This is a genomic window from Peptoniphilus pacaensis (assembly GCF_900088125.1).
In the GTDB taxonomy this organism is placed as follows: Bacteria; Bacillota; Clostridia; order Tissierellales; family Peptoniphilaceae; genus Aedoeadaptatus; species Aedoeadaptatus pacaensis.
This window is the reverse complement of sequence record NZ_FLQT01000003.1, coordinates 1568430-1592805: the sequence shown is the minus strand read 5'-3', so window position 1 is coordinate 1592805 and position 24376 is coordinate 1568430. Positions and strand designations below refer to the sequence as shown.

Below are 24376 nucleotides of genomic sequence, written 5' to 3'. Positions count from 1 at the left end.
CCCCTTATCCTTTTAACATATCGTTTATAATCTCTATAATCCTTACGGAAAGCGGGTTCGCGTTCTCCTTATTGGCGTAAACATCGGCAAAAGATTCTGCAATGGCCTCTCTTGGTTCAGATGCTCCATATGTGGATTGAGCTTTTCTCAACGTGGCATTGACCTTTCCCTTACCGTAAGGCGTCTTCTTAATGTCTTTACATGCCTTCGAGACTATCCTCTTGGCAGTTTCGCCATCATTCCAATCGAGGATTCTTTGAAAATCATAGTCATAGTGTTCATTCTTCGCGATCAGGTCCCAGTTGACAGCATGACCAAACTCATGGACACCTAGGGATTCAAGACTGGAGCTCTTATGCCACCAGCCGGAAAGGGACAATTCCTTACACCGGTTTTCTAAATAACTTGTATCTTTGTAATATTTCGGATTAAAGTTGATTTTTCTACCGCTACAAGACATGACCCCTTCTCTTGATGTGCTTACTCTCTCCACTCGATTATAAGCATCCGGATATTGCTCGGCAATTTCCTCAATTGCAGTAAGGGTCCTTTTTACTGCTTTGAAGTCGAGATCTCTGACCTCGTCATCCATGACAATATTCTTTGTTTTGAAGTAACTCGCCATTTCATCGAAAGTGCTTACACCTGAGATCCCGTTTGTATTATACCCGTTTTCCTCGTTAGTACCATCATCGATCACCGGCTTATACTCACAATAGCAGCGGCAATTAATATCCTCTTCCGGAAAGCCCGTGTCCTTTGGATAAAGACAAGTGGCGCCGCTGGGAAGTACGAATTCTTCTTCCAGCTCCACCTCTACCCCTTCCATGGCTTGGTGAGTAGAACGAACGGCCTCGTCTTGCATGGTGCGCCACACCTTCATCACCTTAATCTTGGAGTTCTTATTGATCTCGCTGAAGGTGTCGAACTTGGTGTCTTCCAGCACTCGGGCCCCTTCCGTTCGGGCGATTCTGGCCACATTGCCTACATCGCGGCCAAAGCGATCCCGAAGATGTTTCCCCATGGTGGTATAAGTATCTCCACGCTCCAAGCCCGCCTTAATAATGGAGTGAACGTCATAGACAAAATTGTCGCCATAGTGGTCAATTCGCTCCGTCCATATTCTGCCCGCCACTTCCTTGTTAATGACGCGGCTCGGATCGAAGGTCTTTTTTACGGGGACGATGCTGTCCGCCGCCGATGCCTCTCTGGTATCTTGGGCGATCTGCTTCAAGGTGTTTTCAATGGCGCCTGTGTTCGTCCGGTACAAGTCCAGCATAATATCCGCCGTCTTCTTGTCCAGCTTGGCCACGTCCTCCCGGGAATAGTTCAACTCACCATCTTTTTCGGCATCGTCATAGATCTTCTCCACTTCTTTTCTCAGTCGCTTATAGGATCTTCCGTAGTTTTGAACGATGCCCTTTTCCTTCTTCTTGATCAGCCGCTCATACGACTGTTGAATCTTCAGGAACTTCTTGTCCATCGTCTAGCTCCCTTTTAAAGGACTCCACATAAGCGTCCACTTCCTGAGCTTGCCGCTCCAACTCTTCCTGAATGTCGTCCATATCCCGCAGCTTGGAATAAGCATAGGTCTTGGAAAGTCCGGCATCTAAAGCCGATTTCACTGTGTTGATATTGTCCAGCTCGTTGTAAGGCTTGTTGTCGTTAAAGACCAGAGAAATATCCCGATAATCGAAATCGGCGGAGCCCTTGATATTCAAAATGGCCAGGATCAACTTCAACCGTTTTTGCAGGGCCGTCTTAAACTTCCGCTGCTTTTGGCTGATAATTTGATCCGTGGCGAAGAGCTTGTACTTCATGGACTCCCCGGAGACATTCCCGGCGAAGTTCTCGTCGCTCATGTTGGGCACCTTGGCGAACTTATGAATGTCCGCATCCAGGCGGTTCTTGTAGTTTTCAAGGGCCGTGTCGTTGATCTCTTTAATAAGCCATTGGGCCCCTTGCCCGTTGTCCCCGCTTTTGTCTAATAGCAGGACCCGATCCTCCATCATTTGGTTCACGTCGTCGGAATCGGTCTGCGGCATCCCGAAGAGCACCAGGAGAGCATCCGTAAATTCCTGGAAGTCGTTGGCCGTGTCGGACTGCGCCAGGTTTAAGGCGTCGATCAACGACAGCGTCCGCTCGAAATCGCCGATTCCTTCGTCGTTGTTCAGAAACTCAATCACCGGGATTTCCCCGAAGAGATTGGCCGATTCTTCCATAAGGGATAAATCGCCGCCCGCCATGAGGTACTCTTTCACTGAATCTTTTGTGTATAGCGTGAGGAACTTGTCCTTTTTATCCGCTTCTAAATTGTCCACGGTCACATGATCCCGAATATAAAGACAGAACAGTGGCTCCGGCTTAATGCGGTTATCGTAAACCATGACCACATTCTCCGGCTCCGCTTCGTTAAAGCGGACGCTTCCTTCCTCGTCTAAGTAGACAATTTCATAGCCTCGGCCCTTAATGCCGCACATCTTCGCCAGTTCCGTGTTCTCGTCCTGCTCGTCGTTAAGATCGAAGACGTCTTGAACCGCTGCCATGATCTCTTTGTTTTCTTCCGCCACTGTGTAGGAAATAGGCTTGCCCACAAACATGCCTAAGAGAACATCCACGATATAAGACGGATAGTCCAGGGCCAATTTATTATTGGCTTTGTGGCTGTCCTTTTGCCGCTCCGTAATCTTCGACTTGCCCTCGTAGTAGTCCTGAAGCACGTGGAACCGCTCCACTTCCTTCTCTTTCATCTTCACCAGGGCCTTAATCAGATCCTCGGTGACCTCCGTCTCCGGCGGTAAATACACCGTCTTCGGCAGCTCAAAGTGCTCCGTAATATTGCTATCCATACTTCACCTCCTAAAGACCTAAGGCCTTCTTCGACATCGTCTTCAGTTTTCCCGTCTCCACGCACTGCAAGCTGTAACGCAGCGCGTCCATTAAGTGATTGTCCTTGTCCTCCGGTTGATTGGTATACTTCCCCGACACCTTGTCTTTTTTATAGGCGTAGGAGTAGAACTCTTCCTTGGCGTTGACGCATCTGTCGCCACAAATAATCCGGTAATCCTGAAGCTTGCTAATGCCTGAATTGACACTGTCCTTCCCCTTCCTTGATTCTCGAATCCTCTGAATGTCGTGCTCCCGCTTCAGCTCATAAATCAGTCGGCCCTCGGCACAGTCGGCGATAATCGTCGACTTGCCATAGCCTTTTCGCCGTATCATGGCGGCAATATCCGAAGTGGTCATCCCCTGCTCGTAGTGTTCATCCACGACGTAAATTCGCTTATTCTCTTCATCCAGCCAAGACACGATTAAAGCCGTCGGATCATGCTTAAAGCCGAAGTCCAGACCGACCAAAAGCTTAAACTTCTTCATATCGATTTCTTCATCGGCAATGGGCCGAAACTCCACATTCTCATAGACCAAGCCTTCCGCCACGCCCCAGTCGCCGTCGCAGACAATCTTCGCCCTCCGGGGATTGGTGCGGTAAAGATCCGTGTACCGCTTCCGGTCCTGCTCGTCCAGCCATTCATTCAGCCGAAAGGTAGTCGTCATGCTAAAGACGTCCTTCCGCCTGGTGTCTTCGTTGAAAAACTCCCGCTTCAACCAGTGATTTTCCGACCACGGGTTAAAGGTTAAGGTGATTTGCTTGTAGAAATCCGGGCTGTCGTAGGATCCCCGAATCGATTCCACCGTCGTATCGAAAGCATCCATGGAATCCAACTGATAGGCCTCTTCGAACCAAGCCCAACAGAGGATGCCCACATCCACCGAAATGGATGTGATCTTTAAAGGATCGTCCATACCGCGGAACAAAATCTTTTGTCCCGTTCGCTTCACCGTGATCTCCGGCATGGATTCATTGAATTTAAACTTATCGTAAACCCCCAGCCGATTGGCCGCCCACTTTAAATCCGTGTAGGTGGACTGCTTGTTCGTATTGGAAAACTTCCGCACCACCAACAGATTGGCCCAGGGATACTTTAAAATATCGTGAATATAACAAAGAGCCGCTGTCTTCGACTTCTTCGAACCCCGGCTCCCCTTGACGACTCTGTAAAATTGTCGGTTATGGTAAAAGCGGTTATAGCCCTTTCCCAGAGCCTTCATCATGCTCAATCGCTTCTCAATCATCCAGCGGCACATCCTCGATAAAGGTAATGGCCACACCGCCGTCCAAGTCCACCTTCTCCGTCCATAGGCCGTAGCGCTTGCCTAAGAGCTCCCCGGCGCGGATACGGTCCTTCATAGAGACCTCCATGTCGCCGATGGACTGCCGGCCATTGCCCTGTCCGATCAACACCGCTTCCTTCGTCTCGCCTCGCATCACCGCCGAGAGAAACCGCAGCACCTCTCGCTGCTCCGCAATCGTCTCTTCATCCAGTTCTTTCATCCGCTCTTCGATGTAGGCCTTCATCGCCGGCTTTTCGAAGAGACGACTCGCCGCAGCGTAGGCCGTTTCCTTTTTCTTTACGCTCTTGTAGTACTTCAAATAACTTTTCGTCTTGTCCAGCGTGACGATATATTCATCCGCCACCGCCTTTTGCTTGTCCGATAATCCTATACCATCACCCCCTTATGTATCACGGCTAAAACCCACCCCGCGCGATCAAAGTGCCGTGCTTCGCGCCCCGCTCGGTTCGAGGAAATAGGAGATCAAAATGTACCATCCGTTCGAAACAGTCCATGCTTACGATTCATTCAAGAAGGCCCGACCGAGCTACCTCAGGACATAAAAAAAGAAACCTCCCGTGGAGATCTCTCTAGTTATCCATACTACCATTATGCCACGGCAAAATCGGACAAAACGGACAAAATAAAAGAGGCAGCCTTCGCTACCTCTTTGTATCAATGCCTATATAATTTTTAATGGCTGTTTGCAACAACTGAGAAAAATTGATGTTGTACTCTTGGGCTGCATCGTTAAGCCATTTAGGTATAGTCAGTGTCTTTTTTACCGATTTATTTTGAAACTTATCCCTTACTAAGGGCATCCACACTTCTACTAAAACAACGGATAGTCCTTTGTTCAATAAACTCGAAAAACTCGTTGGTGAAGGAATTTCATTCCCATTTTCTTCAAGATCATATAAACAGAGCTCTAGAACTTCTTTAGCCGACTCCATAATTTCGTCTTCACTCTCTGCAAAAGTAAATCCATTACTTATGTCAGGAAATCTTATATCATATATCCCTTCATCTTCGCTAAATGAAATGATGGCAGGAAAAATATAGCGATCCTTCATAAGTTCCTCCTTCTCATTTACATTTAATATTTTACATAAGAAGGTGTTTGGATAACAGGGTTAAAATTTGAGCCCTGTTATCCGTTGAATGCTACTCACAGTACCGGCCGGAATCTCTTTAGAGGTGCATTTTATAGGTACACTTACACCGGTTTTTTTATTTCGGTAAATTTCATGTGAACCATTAGTCCTTACATGTTCCCAACCATTTGCGAGTAGTTTTTCAACAACTTCTTTGTATTTTTTTCTTGGCATATTCCATCCTTTCTGCAGAAAGAGTTTTTAAGATAAGAATATGAGCGATTGGGACATTATTAGTATATACGTATCCACGGCACGTGTCAATAGTTTTCGGTAAATCTATTATGAATTTTCCTCGCATAGCTTTCATCCATACTTCCCATACTCATACTGATCTTCTGCCAGCTCCACCCATCGACATAACGCCTTTGAAAGATCATCCGTGTTCGACTGTCTTCGATGGACGAAATGAATCGTTCGATCTCAATGATCTTATCGACACACGCATCCAATCGCTTCTGTAGGATTAGCTCCAAGTTGCTTTTCCTCGGGTCTTCCCCTTCAATCCGAATATGTATCTCTTGATACGGAAACTCGCTGTTGGACGCTCGCACACGATCCGACAACGTCGAATTCAGATGCTCGATCCGCTTTTGCAGGCTCTTGATTTCACGTTTTAAATACCGGTACTCCTTTAGCGTCGCAGCGTCCATGCCAGCTCCTTCCTTATGCTTTGTTAATCCTCTCCGTCTTCCCCCCGGAGCTTCTTGTCCGCCCATAAGCGCGCCTGATCCATCCGCTTTGTCCGAATGGACCAATACCGTTCATGTACGTTCAAAAGATCCTTCTCTGTGTAAAAATGCTTTTTGTTTTCTTTCGCATACTCTCTGGCCGCTGTCTTCGTCGCATAACCTCGATCATACACTTCTTGGATAAACGTCTTTTCGCCATAATTCATGCCGGTTCCTCCGTGTAAAAGAATTCAATAAGAACGTTCGTTCTTTTTTATTATCTCTTATTCTACCTCAGAGGTCAATACCTGGAAACTAACGATCTAAAACGGCACATCCTTTTCATCCACCTCATAATAGCCCGCCTGCCCATTCATCGGCTCAATGCTGCCGCCATTTCTTCCGCCATTTTCCTTTGCGCTCTCTACGAAGTGCAGCCGGTTAATAATGACATCCGTGGTATACACCCGTTCGCCGTTCTTCTCGTAAGTTCCCGTTTGAATACGTCCTTCCAGGGCCACTCTATTGCCCTTGTGGAAGTAGTTCGCCAGCATCTCTGCCGTCTTTCCGAAGGCCTTTATCCCGATAAAATCGGCGGTCGGCTGCCCTGTTGCTTCCGCCTGCTGCCGCTTCTCTTTCGTCATTCCACGATCCACGGCCACCGTGGCGAAACAATTGGCCACGCCGCCTTGGCTATACTTCAGCTCCGGATCCCGTGTCAGACGTCCGTACAAAATCACTACATTCATTTTTTCATCCTTTCCGCCTCATAGGCCGCCAGCCGAGCCACATAATCCTCGGCCTTGTACAAGTCTTCCAACCCGCCCTTTAGAGCGTAGCGAATTAGATACTTGAAGGCATTGCCCCGGAGAAAGCCGACGTATTGTTCTTCTCCGAGGAGCTTCGCCAAAACCTCCATGCTGTCCGATCCGTCCTCCAGAACATAGTGCGCCGGCGTATTGAAGTCTGTCACTCCTCGTCACCTTCCCCGTTATACAAATCTAGGGCATCACCTATGCCCCTTATGGACTGCCCCAGAATCACGCAGAGGGACTGTACCCACGCAATGGGCCTCCCGGCCATCACCTGGTGCATCTCGTCTTCCGTTAGATCGGAAAAGCAGCGGTTCACCCACTTTCCATCCCGCTCTACCCTAAAATAGACACCGTCCAAGTTTCGTTGAATCATTTCGCCAAGTCCTCCTCTTTCACGAAGATGCCGTCGATGGTCTTGCCTTTCCTGTCCTTGATTTTCTCGTAGGCCATGGATAAACACTCTTCCCAGTCCAGATCTATTTGTCTAGCTAAGATAATAAGAGTCACAAGCACATCACCGAATTCCATCTTCGTGTTATCGAACCGCAAAAATTCTCCGTAACCGGTGTAATTGATGTCTTCAAGATCAAACATGGTCTTAAACTCAAAGACCTCTTCCATGAATTTCATGAACTGCTTCGGTGCGTTTGAGGGATCCATAATCCCCTTTTCTTCGCCCCACGCTTCCACTTTCTTAATCAATTCGTTCATCGTTTGCTCCTCCCAACTTGTCGGGATTTCCGATAAGTTCATTTTTCAACCTCAAATTCTGCAATCTCCACACAATAAGGCTCTATCCTATCCGCTTCTGTGTTTAGTACATAATCAGCAAGTGCCGTTTTTGCCTTCCCCAGTGATTCAAAAACACCAATGATTGATTCTCGACCAGTCTTTTCTGTTGTGTCCATCACTATAAAAACTTTCATCCTTCTACCTCTCTTTCTTCCACATTTAGTTCACCGATACTTACATCGCCTAAATGATATATAGGGTCTATAACTCTTTCGATCATTTCCTCTACATCTTTTTCAAGCCAATCGTCATCTGTTTCAAAATTAAAAGATATTTTAAATTTTTTCATTCTTCCATCTCCTTCAAACCCGCATAAATCCTTAACAAACATTAACTACAACAGTTTCCCCTGCTCATATCCGAGAATCTCGAATGCATCGTCAATGTTCCGCGCAATTCCATAGAGCACCTGCGGCGATACCTCCGACAGCATAAAATCAATCTGCGACGGGGTAACACGCCCAGATGCCGTCTTCACCTCGATGAAAAACATCTTGCCGTCCGCTTTTCTATAACCGAAGAGATCCGGGAAACCCTCCGGCAGTGCCCGAACAAAACGCTTCCCGTCCGGGCTCTTTAAAAGCCCGCTGGTCGCCACCCAACAGCGGCCCAGCCCCGTGCCATTTATGGCATCGGCAATCTCCTTCTGAATCTTCCCCTCTTTGCCTCTCAAAACACGCTCCTTTCCACATGCCTTATGCAATACAAATAGCCGTCCTCAACCTCAACATAATAGCCCTCGTTGACAAGCTCCTTTACCAGCCTCACCCGCTCCTTAAAGCTACGATAGGGGATCATCAGAACCTGAACCATCCCTACCTCCATGGACTTTGTTTTGGAATCGCCTACGGGCCATGGCATTTAGTTCTTCAGCGGAATAGCCGTCCGTCCGCCGCTCAGACGCCTTCGCCGCGCTCGTCTTCTTGTACGTCCGATAGTTCCCGGCAAGCAAACGGGCCATGAAAGTCTTGCTCGGCTTTCGGTGCACGTCTAAATTCTTTTTGAGATACTCCGAAGCCTCTACCTGCTCCACCACACACAGACGATCCTCCGGTTTAAAATGGCATAGAAAATCCATGGCGTCGGATGATGATGATTCGATGATCTCCGCCAATTTTTGGGCGCACTCGTCCCCTATATCATCATCATCTAGTTTAGTTTTATTTACTTTACTATCATCTACTATCATCTGTGTACTTCTGTCTACATTAATCGGGTTATTGTCTACATTAACTGGATTATTGTATGCAATAACTCCACTCAACTCATTTGAGAGTAGATTATAGTCAGCAATAAGTGAATTATCGTTGCGCCGTGCCGTGGCCTCTTTATACCGGCGCTGAATGCCCGCAGAAGTCAAAATCCCCTGTGCATCAAACATCCCTGCGTTAAAAAATTCAACCTGTACGGCCGTCTTCACTACCTCGTGTACAAAAGATTCCTTGACCCCGACATCGTCAGAAATCAAAAACCCCGTATCCTCATCCCACAACATGTAGTACCCATCACCTTGATAAATAGTACATAGCAGGTTGACGATGACCGCGATAGCGCCCGGACCGCAGGCACGCAAAATTTTTCGGACCTTAATGTCCTTCATGAAATTACAATCCAGCGGGAAATAATCGATCCCGCTCTTCAGTGGTCTGGCCATAACAACCTCCTAACAGAATCGGCAAACGGCACACCCATCATCCGACAGCATGTGCCGCCCGCCTTATCCATTAACCTTGCGTTACAGACGCTTCCACTTCATTACAAATCTTTTCGTAATCCGTCTTCTTAATCTCGTCACTGTGGCCGTAGCCGTACTTACTCATCACCGACTTGCACAGCTCCCCGTCGCCCTTAGCAATGGCATAGAGCCGTTTTGCCTGTGCTTGGGAGATCGTCCCGTCACGGTCCGTGTAGGTCCGTTGATAGGCCGAAGCCTGATTGCCGGCTAAGTCCATGTCCTCAATGTCTTGGGTAAAGACATCGCTCAGAGAGCCCACCAACAAGGCAGCATCCACCATGGCCCGCTTCTTCGCCATCTTCAGCGCCGTGTTGTCCATGGTGTAAGGATCCTGCTTAATGTATTTTCGTTCGCGGGTATTGCAGCTGCCAAACCCTTCCGTCATGACCTCGCCGTTCTTCTTCAGCCTGCAAGCTACCTGATATTGGAAGAAGCCCGTGTCGAAATCTCGTGTCGAATCCAGAATTTCAAATTCACTGGTCAGGCCCAAGAGCATAATCAACTTTTCCGCGCCGGGCTTTAAAAGCGTCGGCTTCCCCGTGCCGGGGATCACGCCGAAGTCATGATTTTGTGTAAATTGACTTTGCACCAAGGCCTGAAACTGCTTGATCTTTTGAATACTGCCTTGAATTGACTGCAAATTCGTCGATTCAATTAAAGACAGGGCGTTAACCTCTTGCACTTGTACTTCATTCACATTCGACATAGCGAACCTCCTCACTTAAATTTTCCACTTTCCCGGCGATGACCCGGTCCAAAAACTCCCAATTGTCGTAAACATAGGCCGCCAAACGCTCGGTGAAAAGCTTGCTTAAATTCGCATCCTCTTCAAAGAACACCTGTAAAGCGGCGATCTTAATCTTCCGGTCCAAATTCAAATCCATGCTGCGCCTCCTATCTCAACCTAAGCGACTTCGTTCGTACCAGCTCCACGCCTTCCGTCAGCTCTCCGGTCTCAATGGCCTTCTTGATCTCCGTCTTCATGGGCTTTCGCTCAATCTTCCAGTAAGCGTCGGGAATTAGGCTCTCGTCGAGAATGTTCACACTTGGCGCGTTCGCCTGGATGCTCCACTTAAAGATCCCCGAAGTGACCTTGTCCTTGCCCATGGCTTCCAGGTTTTCTTGGACATAGCCTTTAATATCCGCGATGCGGTTTCTTACCGCCGTCTTCCGGGCCTTCAACCGCTTTTCCTCTGCTTCCAGCGCCTCCGCCTCCGCTTCCAAATTGCGGATCACCTTCGCCGTCGATTCCAACTTTTCTTCCAGGGCCGCATCCACCGCATCCATGGCGGTGGCAACGGCCACATCGTCGTCGATGTTTTCGAGGTTTTCGTAAATCTCGGCGATGTCATAAAGCTTCATTTCACATCCTCCTCATCCATCAACTGCCGGCATAAACCTTGTATCTCGATTAAAAGCTCGGGCTTTCTTGCTCTCGCCCTCTCGCCGATTCTGATTTCCACATCGCAGCGATTCAACTCCGATAGCTTTTCTTCCAGCCTTTCGCCCGCCGTCGGGCCTTGGACTCTTTCAAAATTCATTTTTGATCTCCTTTGTGTTATACTAATGGTGGTTAACGATTGATCTCGCTTGGACACCTCTCCGGCGAGATTTTTTCTATCTTCCTAACTTCCGTGCGGCGACTACTCATAAGGATACTCCCCGAGCGACTTACTGTAAGCCACCGCCCACGCCGCTTTCTGATCCAGCTGCGTCACACAGGCGCTCTCTGCCAAGTCGTCACAGGCAACAGCCAGCATAAAACTCACCAGCGCTACCAGGCCGATAATGACCAAAAACGCCAACGCCCTGCGGCGCACATACTTCGCATCGTTATACATCACACACGCCCTTCGCTTCATTCCTTCACACGCTCCCTTCCGCGAAACAAGTACGCCTCAAACGCACTTCGCTCAACCAAAAACTTGCCACCGCTTCCGCCCGTCAACACCGGGCAATCCGCATTGTGTAAAATGCGATAAGCATCATGCTTCTTCAAATGGTAGTCAGCCATAATCGTCTTCGCGTCAATAATTTCAGGCCGTCGACTCATACAAGCCCCCTTCCTATACATTCTTTTCTATCCAAAGCCGAAGCTCCTTAGCCGCCTTTGCAATCGCCTCCAAATGCGCCAAAATTTGTTCCAACGCCGCTTCCTCATCGGCACTGACGACACCGTCGGCCACGATCTCAATCAAGGAATCCTTTACTGATTCCACATCCTTCAAGCTCGAAAGCGTCTGAATCGCAATGCGATCAATCCCATTCAGAGAAAGCTCCGCCACCGTTTCAAGACCGATCGGGCACTCATTCGAACAGAAGAAATTTAAAAGCTCCGGCGCACGATACAAGTCCGCCATCATAAGCACCAAATCAGGCTGTGGACTGCACCTCGTCCCCAACTCATAATTTGCAATCGTCGAAGGATGTACCCCCAGCGCCTCCGCCGCACCTTCACGACTTTTTAACGCATCGTTGTACGCCGCCGCATCCATACGCGCCCTGTAAAACGGGTTTTCCTGCGTACGCTTGTGACAACCACCCATCACTCACCCCCTTTATTTGCTATAATCACCTCAGAAGGAGGTGAACAGATGAAACTACACGCTTGCTTACTTGGCGAATGGGTTTGCCTAAACGATGATCCCGATTGCGTCATTGGCCATAACGGCCAATCGCCCAGCACATGGTACGAAGAAAATGCTGAACTTTGGGCACCGCATCAAAGAAAAGAACATTCCTATTACGAACTCGACTACGTGGAACTCGTTTATAAAGGAATTTCTTATCGAATCAACCCCATCTTTCTCCAAGTTTCAGAGTTCTGATAAAACATTCAACTTCGAGAGAATAATTTCTAAATCAAGGTCGTCAAGCTCAATCTTGTCGGCCTTTTCCATTTCTCGCGCTTCCACCGCACGGTTTAATTCGTGCCATTCCCGTTTCGAAAACTTTCTTCTGAAATTGAGAAAAGCAAGGACATCCGCTTCTTTCATTTCACGCCTCCTGTACATTTGCTATAATCACCTCGAAAGGAGGTGATATATTGGCAAAGAAATGCAATCCAAGTCCCAAAGTTCGCAAGGCCGGAAGAACACTTTCCACAAGCAAATCGAAAACATCGAAATCCAAAGCCGGATCAACCCTTGCAAACCATAAACATCAAAAACATTAACTGAACAACTTGTTTTCACGTAACACCTGATACAGCGCAGTTGATAACGCCTGGATCAGGTGTTCGTTATTTCCCTCATCAAAGCCCAATTGATTAAAAATGCCGTGCAATACCTCGTGCAAGAGCGTCACCTGAAAAAGATCATCACCTAAGCCCTCTAAGATCAAAATTTCCTGCTTAAGGTAATCGATCTGCCCCACCGTCAGCTCATCTAACGATATAACCGGCACCATCTTCACCGAATATGGCACGCCCAAAATCGTGACAAACTCCATCACGTAGCCTCCTTCCTTGCAACTCCATTCCGTACATCCGGCTTTCCCTGCAACCAAGCGCTATAGAGGTAGCGACGTGATTGACGTAGTATATAGGTAGAACGGAAAGGCTTAATTGTACATTCTGTTCATCTTTTGGGTAAAAAAATTTCTTCTATTGACACATTAAAGATTCTTGCAATGATTCCAGCTACATTTAGCGAAGGCATTCGCTCATTATTCTCAATGAAACCAATGTATTTTGGGGTAACACCAACTAACTGTGCCAATTCAGCTTGCGAATATCCTTTCTCCAAGCGCAACTTTTTCAATTCACTCATAAAACCACCTCCCCAGTTCTTATGTACATATTGTACAGTACGGATTGTACTTTGTCAATTGCCCTTTTGAAAATTTTTAGCTATAATCTTTATATGTACTGGCAGTACATAATTAGGAGGAGTTCAGATGTTTTCAAAGCGATTAGCGCAACTTCGAAAAGAGAATAATTACACACAAAAAGAACTTGCCGATAAATTTGGTTTAACTCCGAAGGCTATTTCGTTTTACGAATTGGGCCAACGTGATCCTTCCAATGAACTAATTATTAAGTTCTCAAAGTTCTTTAACGTATCCATCGACTACTTGATGGGAACTAGTGATGACCGCCACGGTAAGAGCACCGTCGATGACGAACTCCTCGAAGGCTTTCCGGAAGGCGTGCAAATCCTACGCCGGGCCAACCGCGAACTCACTCCGGAAGCGAAAGCGAAGATGATCGAAATAGCCAACATCTTCATCGATAGCGTCAACGCGAAAGAAAAAGAAGAAAAAAAATAAAGGGCTTACGCCCTTTTAAAATTACCTCTAAACGAACATAAGTTTTATCACTTCATTCTTCATCATACTGGACAAAGCCACCCACATCCTTCGTCCGGTAAAATAAGGTTTTATTGGCAGGTAATTTTAAACAATTCATAGGAGGAGACCACATGAAAACCGCAGATGAAATGTTAGAATTCATGAAACTACATAAGCTGGGATCCGGCGTTATCAGCGCAAACGAAAAAAGACACTTCAAAGTCCTGGCGAAGCAACTGAAACCCAATGAAGACATTGACGTTTGCTTTATGGGCCTGCACAATTATAAAAGCATGAGCAATCATAACGGTTATTGGGCATACGGCATAACAAAGGACAAGATAATAATGACTCAGAATCGAGTAATCGGGGAACACGTCCTGGTCGTAAGCTTGCGCAATGTCAACGATGTTTTCATGAAAACCGGCATTGTATGGGGGACCTTAACCATTGACACCCGAGACGAAATTTTTAATATTGCTATCGATAAAAATTCCATTCGAAATATTCACGAAATGGTCACAAGCAAATTATTTGAATATACAGAAAACTTACACAAAAACGTCGTTGACGATGCCAATCCGACGAACAGCGCAGTCGATGAACTGATTAAGTGGAAAAATTTAATGGATCAAGGAATCATTACTGAAGAAGAGTTTGAAAGAAAAAAATTCGAAATTCTGAAATAGTGGCAACTAAGTTCATAAAAATTCTCAATTTGCTTCATTCCAATTTATTTCGATTTATTGGAATACTGTTTGCTTATTCCAATTTGAATGATTTTATTGAACTTACTTTCCATTTTCGTGTTTACAAATCGAAGTCTCATGGTATAATCATATTAACAATATGACTGGACAGGGTTTCTGTCCGACCTTTAGGGCTTCCACTTCGGAAGCCCTTTTGTGTTATGTGGAGGAACAAGAATGAAGCCATTCACTACAATCGATCAACAGATAAAAATTTTAAAAGATAGAAATTTAAAATTTCTCAATGAAAAAGCTGCTAGAGAGCACTTGCGCTCTTTCGGTTATTACGAAATTGTTAATGGTTATAAAGATTATTTACTCGAAGCAACAAATCCGGACAAGTATTTTGAAGACGCAACATTTGAGCAACTATTTTCAATTTACGAAATGGACAGAAAGCTTCAACAATCTGTTCTCAATGCGACATTAGAATTTGAAATTATGCTCAAAAGCGCTATGAGCTACGTTATAGCTGAGACTTTTACCTCAGATCAAGACAAATACTTAATCAAATCCAATTATAAAAGCGGAAAAATACACACACGGAAAGATGGTTCTAAATACTGGGATATTGATTCATCCTTCATAAAATTTCATAAAATCATAAACGATGATGTGGAACCCTTTCAACATTATCGCATGCATCATAAAAACACACCTCCTTGGATACTCTTTAAGGGAGCAACGCTAGGAAATATGATGCATTTTTACAAGCTCCAAAAGGCTGAGCTCAAAAATAGAATTATTAGTATCATGCTAGACCTGCCCTTAGAAGTTGTTGAAATTAATGTTGTTAATGAAGCGGTCAAAGACTTGTTTTCAGACGTCCTAACGCTATGTTTCAAATTTAGAAACCGGTCGGCTCACTCAGGTAGAGTATATAATTATCGACCCGATAAATCTAATATTCGATATAACGACCTCCTTCATAAGAGAATGGGGATCGATCCAGTCAATTATAGACTCGGCCTCGGAAAAAATGACTTATATACACTCATCTTTGGTTTATCTGTTCTCGGAAATAGCTCAGCATGCATAAAATTATCTGTCGGTAGTCGACTGGCTATAGCCACTCACTTATCAAATTATAAAAATGATAAGTATAAAATTTTAGAAAGTATTGGTGTGCCTTCTTTTGACTTCGACCTTGAAATTGAGGATATATTTGATAAACCACTGTATATTATTGAGAAATGACGCTCTCTTAACAACAAGGAGCCATGTTAAGGATAGAATCACCTCTTCCCTGTTTTAACAGGCGAGGTGCTATCCTATTATTTTTCCCATCTCTGAGAACAAACGTTTTGAAAGGTGACCTTATGACGCACGAAACAATCGAGCAGCTGGCGGCTAATCTTCTTCTTTCAATAGAGCAGCCACTCCACTTCCCAACTGACTTGAAAAAAATCGCAAAAAAACTGAATGCTTCTATCGTAAAAAGCAACCTTCAAGGAGAAAGCGGCTACATTCTTCAATATAGAAACAATTACCTCATTTGCATCGATTCACATAATCATCGTGTGACACACAATCGTTTTACCATTGCACATGAGCTGTCCCACATTGCATTAGGCCACCTAAATAAGCGCAAACACATTCCATATGCTCAAAAAGAACAAGAAGCAAATGACATGGCCGGGGCCCTACTCATGCCCTTTCATTTCATGGTCGCTTACAGAGACTATGAAACCCGCATATTGTCGGGGTTCATGGCCGTAAGCGAGCAGGCCATGGACATTCGCAGGAAACAAATTATCAAAGACCGCCGCTACCATATCGCTGTTCAACGTAACTACTACAAAGACAACCTCAACCAAGATATACGTGGCAGCATCTAAGAAAGGAGAATCCATATGGCAAGAGGCTATGGCGAAGGCACCTGGAGAAAACTCGCATCCGGAAACTGGCAGCTGACCATAAGCGCCGGCACAAACCGCCAAGGAGAACGTGTTCGCATAAGCGGCACCGGCAAGACAAAAAAAGAAGCCAGAGAACAAGTCAATCAAAAGCTGGACCAACTTCGGGGATTCGACGAATCTGAAGTAACCGTCGCCGAATGGGCAGACATATGGCTTGAAGAATACAAACGACCGAATATAAACAGCACCACCTACCTTACCTACGAACACCAACTGCGCAACCACTTCATTGAACCTCTTGGCGACTTCCGACTAAGAGACCTTACGACCATTCAATTACAAACCCACATCAATACAATCGATAAAAACCACTCCCGCGCCTTGGCCCGAGCAATCAAGTCTCGAATCACCTCCTGCTTGAAAAAAGCAGTGGACATTGGCCTTATAGACAAAAACCCGGCAATAGGAACTGAACTCTCGAAAACCAGGAACAACGCTGTTCGCGCCCTCACCAAAGAGGAACAAGACAAACTTGTCGATCGATGCCGCCGGGAAGAGTATGCCAATATCATTTTATTCCTGCTCACCACCGGCCTACGCATCGGCGAAGCGACAGGGCTTACCTGGGACAACGTCGATCTAAAAAATCGCACCCTCGCCGTCGCTCAGATCATGGTCGAAGAACACGGCAATCCTCGCCTACAACCCTATCCAAAAACAGACAACAGCGTTCGTACCGTTCCCCTTTCAGGCGATGCCTATGCTATACTAAAAGAAAGAGAACGAAACAACGACCCTGAAAACAACGTCCTGAACCTTGTCTTCTACTCATCAACGTTCAACTTCAGGACTCTCTCCAACTTTAGGAGATACTTTGATCGCCTGGTCGAGGAAGCAGGCATCGAACGCAAACTGACGCCACACATGCTGCGCCACACCTTCGCGACACGCCTCATCGCTCAAGGCGCCAACATTAAAGCCGTTTCTCAATTATTAGGCCATGCAAAGGTGACCACCACCCTAAACATCTACACAGAAGTCTTCGACGATGAAAAGATTGATGTGATAGATACGTATAGCATCTTATAATTTGGCGCACGAATGGCGTAAAAATATCTGTAACCCGCATGGCTGTCACGTTACATTAGACACTTCAATTCAATGTGTAAATCAAAAGGCTTAATCATGTCAATTAGAGTGACCCCATAAAGTTGGACTTAATCGAGTAAGCATTTCGCTTGCTCGATTTTGTTTTACATAACTTATTTTCTAAGCGGTTTTCATTCGTTCACGGTATTGCTTTGGACTTAGCCCTCCTAATTTTTCTTTGATTCGGTCGTTGTTATAGTAGTGGATAAAGTCTTCGATCGCCCGCACAAGTTTCTGCCGGCTTCGGTAGACGTAACCGTCGTAGATTTCTCTTTTCAGTACACTGAAGAAGTTTTCCATGGGTGCGTTGTCGTAGCAGTTACCTTTTCTCGACATGCTTTGAAAGATGTGGTGTTCTTCTAACATGGCTTGATAGGCGGTCATTTGGTAGCCCCAACCGCGATCGGAGTGGAAGGTGCGGCGATAGGGACAGGTGTTGGTTCGTTCGATGGCTTTTTCTAAGCCTCGTAGCATGGTGACGCCGTTGGGCTGATCGGATAGGACGTAGCTAATGATTTCCAGATTGTACATGTCCATGTATGGATCGAGGTAGAGTTTCTTTGTTTGAAGTTTCCCCGCTTTATCTTCGACGTAGTATTTGAATTCTGTAGTGTCGGTGGTAATTTTTTGGTAGGGGATACAGGTGTTGAAGCGTCGATTGATTCGATTCTTCTTGATCTTACCGACGACGCCTTTGTAAGAGTTGTACTTCTTGTATTTCCTGCCATAGGCACGGACTTGAAGGCCCATGTCTTGAACCAGTCGTTGAACTTTCTTTTTGTTTACCGCCCAACCCCGGTTCTTCAGCTCCAGATGGATCCGGCGGTAGCCGTAGTCTTTGTGTTCGCGCCGAATGGCGAGGATCTCGTCTTTTAACGCTTGGTCTTTGTCTTCTTCGCTCCACTTTTTCTGCCAATACATAAAGGTGGATTTGGGAAAGTTGATGGCAGCGAGTATCTCTGTTAGTTGGAATTGTTCTCGGAGTTTGGCGACGATCCTCGCCTTTTTCTCATTTTTTCTTCCCTCACCAAACTCCTTAGCTCCTCCAGGTATAGCTTTTGAATGGTGAGTTTCCGGTTCTCCGCCTCTAATTCTTTGATGCGGTTTTCCAATGCCTCACGCGAGGATGCATCAAGAGGCTCCTTCTTAGTTGCAGACTTCGGTGGTTGATTGCAGGCGTCTTTCTTCGTCACAGGTCTCCCTCGCTTATGTGTTCGCAGCCCCTCCATGCCCTCCTTTCGATACTGACTGTGCCATTTGGCGATCATGGACGGATTCGTCAAACCAAGTTCAAGGGCCAATTGTTGGTAACTGCATTCGCTCGTTTCGTAACGTGTAATGGCTTCTAACTTAAACTCTACACTGTACTCACGTTTATTTCTAGAGCGCATTAACCCTTCATCGCCAAATTGTTTGTAATTATTGACCCAACGTCTGATCAGTGATTCATCAATTTGATATTTATCTTCTAAGATGGGATAGCTTGACTCTCCGAACAGGTATTCTTCGACGATTTTCCTTTTTAATTCATAACTGTATTTTGCCATTAAAAGACCCCCAAAGGTTGGATTTCTTGGTCCAACTTTTGGGGGTCAGTGCAAATCCATGGTTAAGCCTTTTTGTTTGTCTATTTTTTTAAAATCGCATCGATAAGCTCTTTATTTTTCAGTTCCTCGATCCAATCGCCTGGGATGCTGTCATAGCCGTAGACAATGCCGGCCAGGCCGCCCACCACGGCTGCGGTGGTATCCGTATCTTCGCCGAGATTCACCGCCGTAAGCACCGCCTCTTTATAGGAGCTCGTATTCAGCAAACACCAAATCGACGCTTCCAAGGTATGCAAGACGAAGCCGGAGGATTTGATTTCATCCATGCTTTTGTTTTTGATTTCCTCACGAATAATCGGTTTTCCCTCGATGAGTTTCCGCGCCAAGTGCACGTATTCGACGCAGGCATCCGTAGAAATTTTATGAGCGTGGGTGATAGCCGATACCGCACGGATCTCATCGTCCGTGGCATCGGTAAATGCCAGGGGCAAAATACGCATTAGGGATCCGTTTCCGTTAGAATAATAGTCGTCTAAGCCGTTTCCTCTGTCCAAGGCCATGCGCGTCGTCGTGCCCACGTCAAAGGTGTCGCCGTCGGCAGTATACTTTCCCTTACGCAGCCAGTCGCAAAAGCGCTCCTTCATATCAAGGGGATCGATGCGCCCCACCTCTTTAATGGAGTCCAAGGTGGCGAGGGTCATGCTCGTATCGTCGGACCAGGTTCCCGGCGCCCTGTTCCACGTGCCGTAGCCCGTCATGCCTTCGCAGCGAAACGTCCCCCGCTCTCTGAACTCGAAGGGCACCCCAAGGGCGTCGCCGACGGCAAGGCCGTAAATGGCTGATTTTAGTTTATCCATGGTTGCTCTCTCCTGTGTCTTAACGCTGATGCGTCCCGTTTCGATTGATTTCTCCATACACAAAAAAACCGCCCGACGGCGGTTTCTTTAATTATTCAACATCATCTGCTTCTGCTTCAACATCCTCGAAGCCTTCGTCGTTGGCTTCATGATATTCGTCAAAGAAATCGTAATCGTCCAGGTCGAAGTCATCGTAATCGTCGAAGTCATCTTCTTCGTAGACATAGTCTTCCAATTCGGCCAGATCTTCTTCCACGACGTCGACATAGCTTTCGAGATCTTCAAATTTTTCGTCGACGACTTCAGCCAATTCCGCTACGACATCGACGAGTTCCAATAAAATTTGGCCCTCTTTTGATGTGTCTTCAATTCCTAATCCATCTGCTAAACCTTGCACATAGGCGATGCGTTGCAAAATGTTTTTCATAATTGCCTCCTTGGCTACACTCTGGACATATATTCGCCGGAACGCGTGTCAATGCGAATGATATCTCCCCGATCGACAAACAAGGGTACAAGTAAAGTGAAACCTGTCTCAACCGTAGCCGCTTTCGTCGCACCGGAAGTGGTGTCGCCCTTGACGCCGGGTTCCGTTTCCGTAACTTCCAATTCGACAAAGTTTTCAGGTGTGACGTTGAAAGGCTTGTTTTGATAGATTTGGATGGTCGCCATGTCGTTTTCGCGCATAAAGTTCAGCGCATCTTCCACGAAATCTTTTTCGATGGGCATTTGTTCGTAGGTGTCATTGTCCATAAAGTAGTAAAGCTCGCCGTCGGAATACAAATATTGCATTTGCTTCGTTTCGATAACGGCATTTTCAAACTTTTCCGAAGGGTTGAAGGTGGTTTCCTTCGCACCGCCGTTTAGAACCGAACGAATTTTTGCGCGCACAAAGGCAGCGCCTTTACCCGGTTTGACGTGTTGAAAATCCACGACTTGGTAGACGTCTCCGTCCATAACAAAAGTTACACCTTTTCTAAAATCACCAGCTGAGATCATAATTTCCTCCTTAATTGTACTGCGTATTTATTATATCAAATTGAAAAATAACCCACAAGATGCGGATCATCTCTTAGTAATGCTTTTTTAAGCGAAAGTCGTGAGGTTGAATGAAGTCGTCGAAAAAGCAAAAGACCTCTTCTACATTGCGGGGTTGGTAGTTGACGTGGATGGCATCGTCTTTCTCCCCGATAAGGAGCCCGTCGACGATCATTTGTCCCTCCACCGACGCCCCCTCTTCCCTTATGACGACGCCCCGCACGTGAATATCGCCTTTAATACTCGCGCCTTTTTTGAGCCACAGGACGCCCTTTATGTCCATGGGCGCCTCGAGGACCACGGGGGAGGCCACTTCCCAGCGCAATTGTTGGACGATGGGCGCAAGGGGTGCTTGGGACTCGTCTTCGAATACTTGGATAAAGTTTCTGCCTTCTTTTTTTAAAGTCGAGGGCTTATCCGTCTTCCAACGGACGACCCAGCTTTTCGGTTCTTTTACAAAGCTGTCGGCCAATGTTTTTTGCCACGTGTCGTAGACGCCCCGCTCTTTCATTTCTTTCGTGCTGATGACGCCGTCTTCTTGCTCGAAAATCGGATGGACGGCTTTAAACCGGAGGACGGCCGTGGAAGGGATTTCCTTGTAGCTTGACTGCACTTCCAGCTGCACCTGCGTGTAGCTTCCCTTTTCGATAAAGGGAAACATTTCCGCTTTCTTCAAGGTGCTACCGTTAAAGTCCGGGACGGGCAAATTAAATTTCCCCCGAACCTCCACCACCTTTTCGATCTGTTCTCTTTTTAATTCTTCCTCGGCCAAGTAGGCCAGTGACTCGGAATTGTAGGAGGATTGCTTTTCGTCTAATTCCGTGCGGAGCAAGAGAAAATTATCTTCCAATCGGGAAAAAATCACCAGTGCCAGCAGGCTTATAATGGCAAAAATAAATATGGCCAATAGGGCGATGGATCCGCGTCGCTTAGTCATATCTGCCTCGCAACGCGACGATTCGCTCGCTTTCTTTTCCTCGCTTCATATAAATCCTCAAGCACTCGCCTTCCCGTTTGAATTTTAAATCGTCCACGTCATCGAGGATGACGGTGCGCGTGCCTTTGGTCAATTTCACTTTTTCCTTGTCGTATTTCAAGTGATCGTGATCGGCGTATCGTGACAAGGTGCCGTCTTTAAGTAAATAGGATACGATTTTGTGGCCGTCCGCTCCCTGTTCACGAACGTAAAATTGCACGGCCCCATCTTGTATTTGATAGATCTCGTCGGCTTCCAAAAGCTCGTCGATCATGGAGTTCATGGCAAAGGTGATGTCGTTGTCTCCATTGATTCGCTTGCCGAATGTACTCGCACCGTTGATGCCGCTGAGAAGGACTTGGCTCATGAGAACGACGATGACAGAACCGATGGCCATGGCCAAGAGGAGCTCAAGGAGTGTAAAGGCTCTTTTTCGGTCTGAGCGCCACGAGTATCTGCTTCCCGGTCTCGGCATCATACACCTCCACTTTTTCCAATTGGCCGTCGTAGTCGCTAATGCGCACGTCCATTCCCTCTTCCGCGCGATCCTCGTAGGCCATGTAGGATTCCATGGTGTCGCCCGCCCGATTCAGTTTGCTTCTCTTGCCCTCCTGGACGCTGAGCTGCTTAAAGCTTCCGCCTAAAAAAGCGCTGAGCATGACGGTGATCAGGCCGACGATGGCCACGGCCACCATGACTTCCAATAAGGTAAAGCTACTCTTCTTCATCGACTTGCTCCATTCGAATGCGGCCGTTGACCGGCGCCACGATGATGCGATAGGCCCTTTCCCCTACCTGAAAGGTCACGGTCCCGCTGTTAGACGGCCGCCCGGAAGGACTAAAGGTGAAGTTCGGCTCTTTGTTAGCCGTCGTAACATCGGTAAGCTTTAATTCCTCTTCGTAGGGAACGGTTTTCGTCTTTTCTCCATTATCTAAGACATAGTCATTTGAGGAAAAAGCCATGGTCGTGTTTGTTCGTTGGGCCATGGCTCGATGCCTCAGATCGCTCAACTCGCCGGTCATGGTATGAATTTGGCGTTCAGCTTTAAATCGCCGAACGCCATTCAGGCCCAAGACCCCGATGGCGATAAGCACCGCGACGATGGCGACGACGCATATCAGTTCCACGAGGGTCATGGCTTTACATTTATTTTTCATGGGAAAGAACTTGAACGTTTTTCAGGTTAATCGATTCCTGAACCGCTCCGCCGTCCATAAAGGTGTAGCGGATTTGATTGGCCCTAATGGTGCCGTCCATGCCGTTTAAGGGGAAGAACAGGCGGCTGTAGCCGTCCTTTAAATCCACTTTTCTCGCAGCCAATACTTCTTTGCTGTTGCCTTGAAGATCCGCCAAAATCAAACTGAAGTTGCCCGCGGTTTTAGTCGTGGTCGGTACATCGATGCTGAATTCGTAACCGTTTTTCGGCAAATAAATTCCGCCCGTGTCGAGATTGATGACGCGCTTCAACGCTTCCGCCCCTTGTTCCCGTTGCGGGGTTTCGAATTTCACGGCGAGCACTTGATCTTTCTTTTCCACCTTCTTATCCGTATTCGTATTCGTTTGCGGCTCACAGATCACGGGCAGGCCGTCCACCGTGGAGGCGGACATAACGGAATCCAAAATGGAATAAGTGCTGACAGCCGGCGCCAAGTAGACTCTTTCCGGCATCCTCGGCGGCGTTTCCGATTGCGGTTTGACCTGTGGCTTTGCCGGTGCCTGTGCTTGCGGTTTTGTTGCAGGCGTTTTTGCCGCAGGTGTCGCGGGCTTCGACGGCGTGACCGGCGTCGTCGATGTGGAAGGATAGCTCGGCTTCCAGCTCGAAGAGGAGCTGCCGGATGAATAATAGCTGCTTCCAGAAGACGTGGAAGGCGCGCTGCTGCCCGTGCCGGGCGTGGCCGTTGTGTCCGGTGCCGCAGGCGGCGTCGCTTCCGGCGCCTGTACATCGAAGGTTTTCGACGCCAAGCTGTTGTCCACAACTTCGTAGGGAATGGACAGACGAATAGAAGATGATTCCACATCGGAAGGATCTCTGTTGTAGCTGATGGAGTCGATATTCAACTTGTAAGACACCCCTTGAAGGGTTTCAAGGTATTGAGTCAAGGTGTCTGTGGAGCCGTAATGATCCACCACCAAGTTCATCAGGCCCGAATTTTCGCCGTCGGGCACCACTTCTTCGCTGGTGATTTCCACATTGGGATCCGATCCGATATCATTGGCAATGGCCTGTTCCACTTCCGTCTCTTTTAATGTGGTCTTTTCGTCGGCATAGGCGCCGCTCGGGCCTTCTTGGGCGTGTGCCACGGAAGGCGTGGCCTTTAAGGCCGCCTTCAGCGCTTCCTGTTGCGCCAAGGGCGCGCGAAGAAAGGCGCCGTAGCCCGTGCCCGATGCCGCCAGAATGAGTACGGCAGCTAGTGCCGCCTGTTCTTTTTTCGAAAAATTACCTTGTTTTATTCGACTGAGTGTATCTTTAATATGCGGTTTCATTTCGCTGTTTCGCTCGGGGATGTCCCCTTTGCGCGAAGATAAAAAATCTAAATTCACACCATCACCTCTTCCGATTATTGTATCAA

At 47.0% G+C, this 24376-nt stretch carries 40 protein-coding genes; 6 read left to right on the top strand and 34 right to left on the bottom strand.

Features of this window, described 5'->3' with window-relative positions; all coding sequences use genetic code 11:
• Positions 1-4: 4 nt before the first annotated feature.
• From BN7444_RS07635 to BN7444_RS07535, 22 genes are all read right to left on the bottom strand, one after another.
• Entirely contained in the window at positions 5-1483 is a 1479-nt protein-coding gene (locus tag BN7444_RS07635) for a phage minor head protein (protein ID WP_068457886.1), read from the bottom strand.
• On the bottom strand, positions 1446-2849 hold the full coding sequence (locus tag BN7444_RS07630) for a phage portal protein (protein ID WP_068457884.1): 1404 nt from the start codon (positions 2847-2849) through the stop codon (positions 1446-1448). The genes BN7444_RS07635 and BN7444_RS07630 overlap by 38 nt, the downstream gene beginning before the upstream one ends.
• Before the next feature lie 10 nt (positions 2850-2859).
• Positions 2860-4134 (bottom strand): PBSX family phage terminase large subunit, encoded by a 1275-nt coding sequence (locus tag BN7444_RS07625; RefSeq protein WP_068457882.1) that lies wholly within the window; start codon positions 4132-4134, stop codon positions 2860-2862.
• A complete protein-coding gene (locus BN7444_RS07620; protein ID WP_068457880.1) occupies positions 4127-4564 on the bottom strand; it encodes a terminase small subunit in 438 nt (145 codons plus the stop codon). Before BN7444_RS07620 ends, BN7444_RS07625 begins: the two co-directional genes overlap by 8 nt.
• A gap of 271 nt (positions 4565-4835) precedes the next feature.
• Entirely contained in the window at positions 4836-5246 is a 411-nt protein-coding gene (locus BN7444_RS07615; RefSeq protein WP_068457878.1) for a type II toxin-antitoxin system HicB family antitoxin, read from the bottom strand.
• Between the two features lie 60 nt (positions 5247-5306).
• Entirely contained in the window at positions 5307-5501 is a 195-nt protein-coding gene (locus tag BN7444_RS07610; RefSeq protein ID WP_068457876.1) for a type II toxin-antitoxin system HicA family toxin, read from the bottom strand.
• An 86-nt stretch (positions 5502-5587) separates the two neighbouring features.
• Positions 5588-5980, bottom strand: a complete 393-nt coding sequence (locus BN7444_RS07605; protein ID WP_068457874.1) for a hypothetical protein — start codon at positions 5978-5980, stop codon at positions 5588-5590.
• 23 nt (positions 5981-6003) lie between these two features.
• Positions 6004-6225: a hypothetical protein gene (locus BN7444_RS07600; RefSeq protein ID WP_068457872.1), complete on the bottom strand. Its 222-nt coding sequence runs from the start codon at positions 6223-6225 to the stop codon at positions 6004-6006.
• Positions 6226-6321: 96 nt separating this feature from the next.
• The gene (locus BN7444_RS07595) at positions 6322-6747 is read right to left on the bottom strand and encodes a single-stranded DNA-binding protein (RefSeq protein WP_068457871.1); all 426 of its coding nucleotides are present in this window, start codon (positions 6745-6747) and stop codon (positions 6322-6324) included.
• The gene (locus tag BN7444_RS07590; protein ID WP_068457868.1) at positions 6744-6971 is read right to left on the bottom strand and encodes a DUF3310 domain-containing protein; all 228 of its coding nucleotides are present in this window, start codon (positions 6969-6971) and stop codon (positions 6744-6746) included. The genes BN7444_RS07595 and BN7444_RS07590 overlap by 4 nt, the downstream gene beginning before the upstream one ends.
• Before the next feature lie 211 nt (positions 6972-7182).
• Entirely contained in the window at positions 7183-7524 is a 342-nt protein-coding gene (locus BN7444_RS07580; RefSeq protein ID WP_068457864.1) for a MazG-like family protein, read from the bottom strand.
• Positions 7525-7562: 38 nt separating this feature from the next.
• On the bottom strand, positions 7563-7739 hold the full coding sequence (locus BN7444_RS09375; RefSeq protein ID WP_167627212.1) for a DUF7336 domain-containing protein: 177 nt from the start codon (positions 7737-7739) through the stop codon (positions 7563-7565).
• On the bottom strand, positions 7736-7894 hold the full coding sequence (locus tag BN7444_RS09300) for a hypothetical protein (protein WP_167627211.1): 159 nt from the start codon (positions 7892-7894) through the stop codon (positions 7736-7738). Before BN7444_RS09300 ends, BN7444_RS09375 begins: the two co-directional genes overlap by 4 nt.
• Before the next feature lie 45 nt (positions 7895-7939).
• Positions 7940-8278 carry a VRR-NUC domain-containing protein gene (locus BN7444_RS07575; protein WP_068457862.1) on the bottom strand — a complete coding sequence of 113 codons (339 nt, stop codon included), beginning with the start codon at positions 8276-8278 and terminating at the stop codon, positions 7940-7942.
• Between the two features lie 108 nt (positions 8279-8386).
• Complete coding sequence (locus BN7444_RS07570; protein ID WP_068457861.1) at positions 8387-9259, bottom strand: DUF4373 domain-containing protein; 873 nt, start codon at positions 9257-9259, stop codon at positions 8387-8389.
• Between the two features lie 70 nt (positions 9260-9329).
• On the bottom strand, positions 9330-10046 hold the full coding sequence (locus tag BN7444_RS07565; protein WP_068457858.1) for a hypothetical protein: 717 nt from the start codon (positions 10044-10046) through the stop codon (positions 9330-9332).
• Complete coding sequence (locus tag BN7444_RS07560; RefSeq protein ID WP_068457857.1) at positions 10030-10224, bottom strand: hypothetical protein; 195 nt, start codon at positions 10222-10224, stop codon at positions 10030-10032. Before BN7444_RS07560 ends, BN7444_RS07565 begins: the two co-directional genes overlap by 17 nt.
• 10 nt (positions 10225-10234) lie before the next feature.
• A complete protein-coding gene (locus BN7444_RS07555; RefSeq protein WP_068457854.1) occupies positions 10235-10702 on the bottom strand; it encodes a siphovirus Gp157 family protein in 468 nt (155 codons plus the stop codon).
• Positions 10699-10881, bottom strand: coding sequence for a hypothetical protein (locus BN7444_RS07550; protein WP_068457853.1), 183 nt, complete (start codon positions 10879-10881; stop codon positions 10699-10701). The genes BN7444_RS07555 and BN7444_RS07550 overlap by 4 nt, the downstream gene beginning before the upstream one ends.
• A gap of 102 nt (positions 10882-10983) precedes the next feature.
• Entirely contained in the window at positions 10984-11184 is a 201-nt protein-coding gene (locus tag BN7444_RS07545) for a hypothetical protein (protein ID WP_167627210.1), read from the bottom strand.
• A gap of 14 nt (positions 11185-11198) precedes the next feature.
• Positions 11199-11393, bottom strand: a complete 195-nt coding sequence (locus BN7444_RS07540; RefSeq protein ID WP_068457848.1) for a hypothetical protein — start codon at positions 11391-11393, stop codon at positions 11199-11201.
• A 13-nt stretch (positions 11394-11406) separates the two neighbouring features.
• Positions 11407-11886, bottom strand: a complete 480-nt coding sequence (locus tag BN7444_RS07535) for a helix-turn-helix domain-containing protein (RefSeq protein WP_068457846.1) — start codon at positions 11884-11886, stop codon at positions 11407-11409.
• Between the two features lie 48 nt (positions 11887-11934).
• Here BN7444_RS07535 and BN7444_RS07530 point away from each other — a divergent pair, with 48 nt between their 5' ends.
• Complete coding sequence (locus tag BN7444_RS07530) at positions 11935-12168, top strand: hypothetical protein (protein WP_068457844.1); 234 nt, start codon at positions 11935-11937, stop codon at positions 12166-12168.
• Here the strand turns inward: BN7444_RS07530 and BN7444_RS07525 are convergent.
• The 3 genes from BN7444_RS07525 to BN7444_RS07515 form a co-directional block, all read right to left on the bottom strand.
• Positions 12157-12336, bottom strand: a complete 180-nt coding sequence (locus BN7444_RS07525; RefSeq protein WP_068457841.1) for a hypothetical protein — start codon at positions 12334-12336, stop codon at positions 12157-12159. The two genes, BN7444_RS07530 and BN7444_RS07525, sit on opposite strands and share 12 nt — an antisense overlap.
• Positions 12337-12511: 175 nt before the next feature.
• Positions 12512-12793, bottom strand: a complete 282-nt coding sequence (locus BN7444_RS07520; RefSeq protein ID WP_135122059.1) for a hypothetical protein — start codon at positions 12791-12793, stop codon at positions 12512-12514.
• A gap of 125 nt (positions 12794-12918) precedes the next feature.
• The gene (locus BN7444_RS07515) at positions 12919-13110 is read right to left on the bottom strand and encodes a helix-turn-helix transcriptional regulator (protein WP_068457837.1); all 192 of its coding nucleotides are present in this window, start codon (positions 13108-13110) and stop codon (positions 12919-12921) included.
• A gap of 127 nt (positions 13111-13237) precedes the next feature.
• Between BN7444_RS07515 and BN7444_RS07510 the strand changes: the two genes are divergently transcribed.
• From BN7444_RS07510 to BN7444_RS07490, 5 genes are all read left to right on the top strand, one after another.
• Positions 13238-13609: a helix-turn-helix domain-containing protein gene (locus tag BN7444_RS07510; protein ID WP_068457835.1), complete on the top strand. Its 372-nt coding sequence runs from the start codon at positions 13238-13240 to the stop codon at positions 13607-13609.
• Between the two features lie 152 nt (positions 13610-13761).
• On the top strand, positions 13762-14319 hold the full coding sequence (locus tag BN7444_RS07505) for a PH domain-containing protein (RefSeq protein ID WP_068457833.1): 558 nt from the start codon (positions 13762-13764) through the stop codon (positions 14317-14319).
• 237 nt (positions 14320-14556) lie between these two features.
• Entirely contained in the window at positions 14557-15576 is a 1020-nt protein-coding gene (locus BN7444_RS07500; protein WP_068457831.1) for an Abi family protein, read from the top strand.
• Positions 15577-15698: 122 nt separating this feature from the next.
• Positions 15699-16217 carry an ImmA/IrrE family metallo-endopeptidase gene (locus tag BN7444_RS07495; RefSeq protein ID WP_068457829.1) on the top strand — a complete coding sequence of 173 codons (519 nt, stop codon included), beginning with the start codon at positions 15699-15701 and terminating at the stop codon, positions 16215-16217.
• Between the two features lie 15 nt (positions 16218-16232).
• Entirely contained in the window at positions 16233-17327 is a 1095-nt protein-coding gene (locus tag BN7444_RS07490; protein ID WP_068457827.1) for a tyrosine-type recombinase/integrase, read from the top strand.
• 180 nt (positions 17328-17507) lie between these two features.
• Here the strand turns inward: BN7444_RS07490 and BN7444_RS09170 are convergent.
• The 9 genes from BN7444_RS09170 to BN7444_RS07440 form a co-directional block, all read right to left on the bottom strand.
• Positions 17508-18934, bottom strand: a protein-coding gene (locus BN7444_RS09170) for an IS3 family transposase (RefSeq protein ID WP_417875541.1) whose coding sequence is annotated in 2 segments (ribosomal slippage) — positions 17508-18364 and positions 18364-18934 — 1428 coding nt in all. Because the reading frame shifts where the segments join, the coding sequence is not laid out codon by codon here.
• A gap of 80 nt (positions 18935-19014) precedes the next feature.
• Positions 19015-19791 (bottom strand): ADP-ribosylglycohydrolase family protein, encoded by a 777-nt coding sequence (locus BN7444_RS07475; RefSeq protein WP_068457824.1) that lies wholly within the window; start codon positions 19789-19791, stop codon positions 19015-19017.
• Between the two features lie 91 nt (positions 19792-19882).
• Positions 19883-20218 (bottom strand): CD1247 N-terminal domain-containing protein, encoded by a 336-nt coding sequence (locus tag BN7444_RS07470; protein WP_068457822.1) that lies wholly within the window; start codon positions 20216-20218, stop codon positions 19883-19885.
• A gap of 14 nt (positions 20219-20232) precedes the next feature.
• A complete protein-coding gene (efp, locus tag BN7444_RS07465; RefSeq protein ID WP_068457821.1) occupies positions 20233-20790 on the bottom strand; it encodes an elongation factor P in 558 nt (185 codons plus the stop codon).
• Between the two features lie 73 nt (positions 20791-20863).
• Positions 20864-21766 (bottom strand): bactofilin family protein, encoded by a 903-nt coding sequence (locus BN7444_RS07460; protein WP_068457819.1) that lies wholly within the window; start codon positions 21764-21766, stop codon positions 20864-20866.
• Positions 21759-22283, bottom strand: coding sequence for a PulJ/GspJ family protein (locus BN7444_RS07455; RefSeq protein ID WP_082941312.1), 525 nt, complete (start codon positions 22281-22283; stop codon positions 21759-21761). Before BN7444_RS07455 ends, BN7444_RS07460 begins: the two co-directional genes overlap by 8 nt.
• Positions 22216-22533 carry a type II secretion system protein gene (locus BN7444_RS07450; RefSeq protein ID WP_068457816.1) on the bottom strand — a complete coding sequence of 106 codons (318 nt, stop codon included), beginning with the start codon at positions 22531-22533 and terminating at the stop codon, positions 22216-22218. The genes BN7444_RS07455 and BN7444_RS07450 overlap by 68 nt, the downstream gene beginning before the upstream one ends.
• The gene (locus BN7444_RS07445; RefSeq protein WP_068457813.1) at positions 22520-22963 is read right to left on the bottom strand and encodes a type II secretion system protein; all 444 of its coding nucleotides are present in this window, start codon (positions 22961-22963) and stop codon (positions 22520-22522) included. The genes BN7444_RS07450 and BN7444_RS07445 overlap by 14 nt, the downstream gene beginning before the upstream one ends.
• Positions 22953-24347, bottom strand: a complete 1395-nt coding sequence (locus tag BN7444_RS07440) for a hypothetical protein (RefSeq protein WP_068457811.1) — start codon at positions 24345-24347, stop codon at positions 22953-22955. Before BN7444_RS07440 ends, BN7444_RS07445 begins: the two co-directional genes overlap by 11 nt.
• Positions 24348-24376 lie beyond the last annotated feature (29 nt).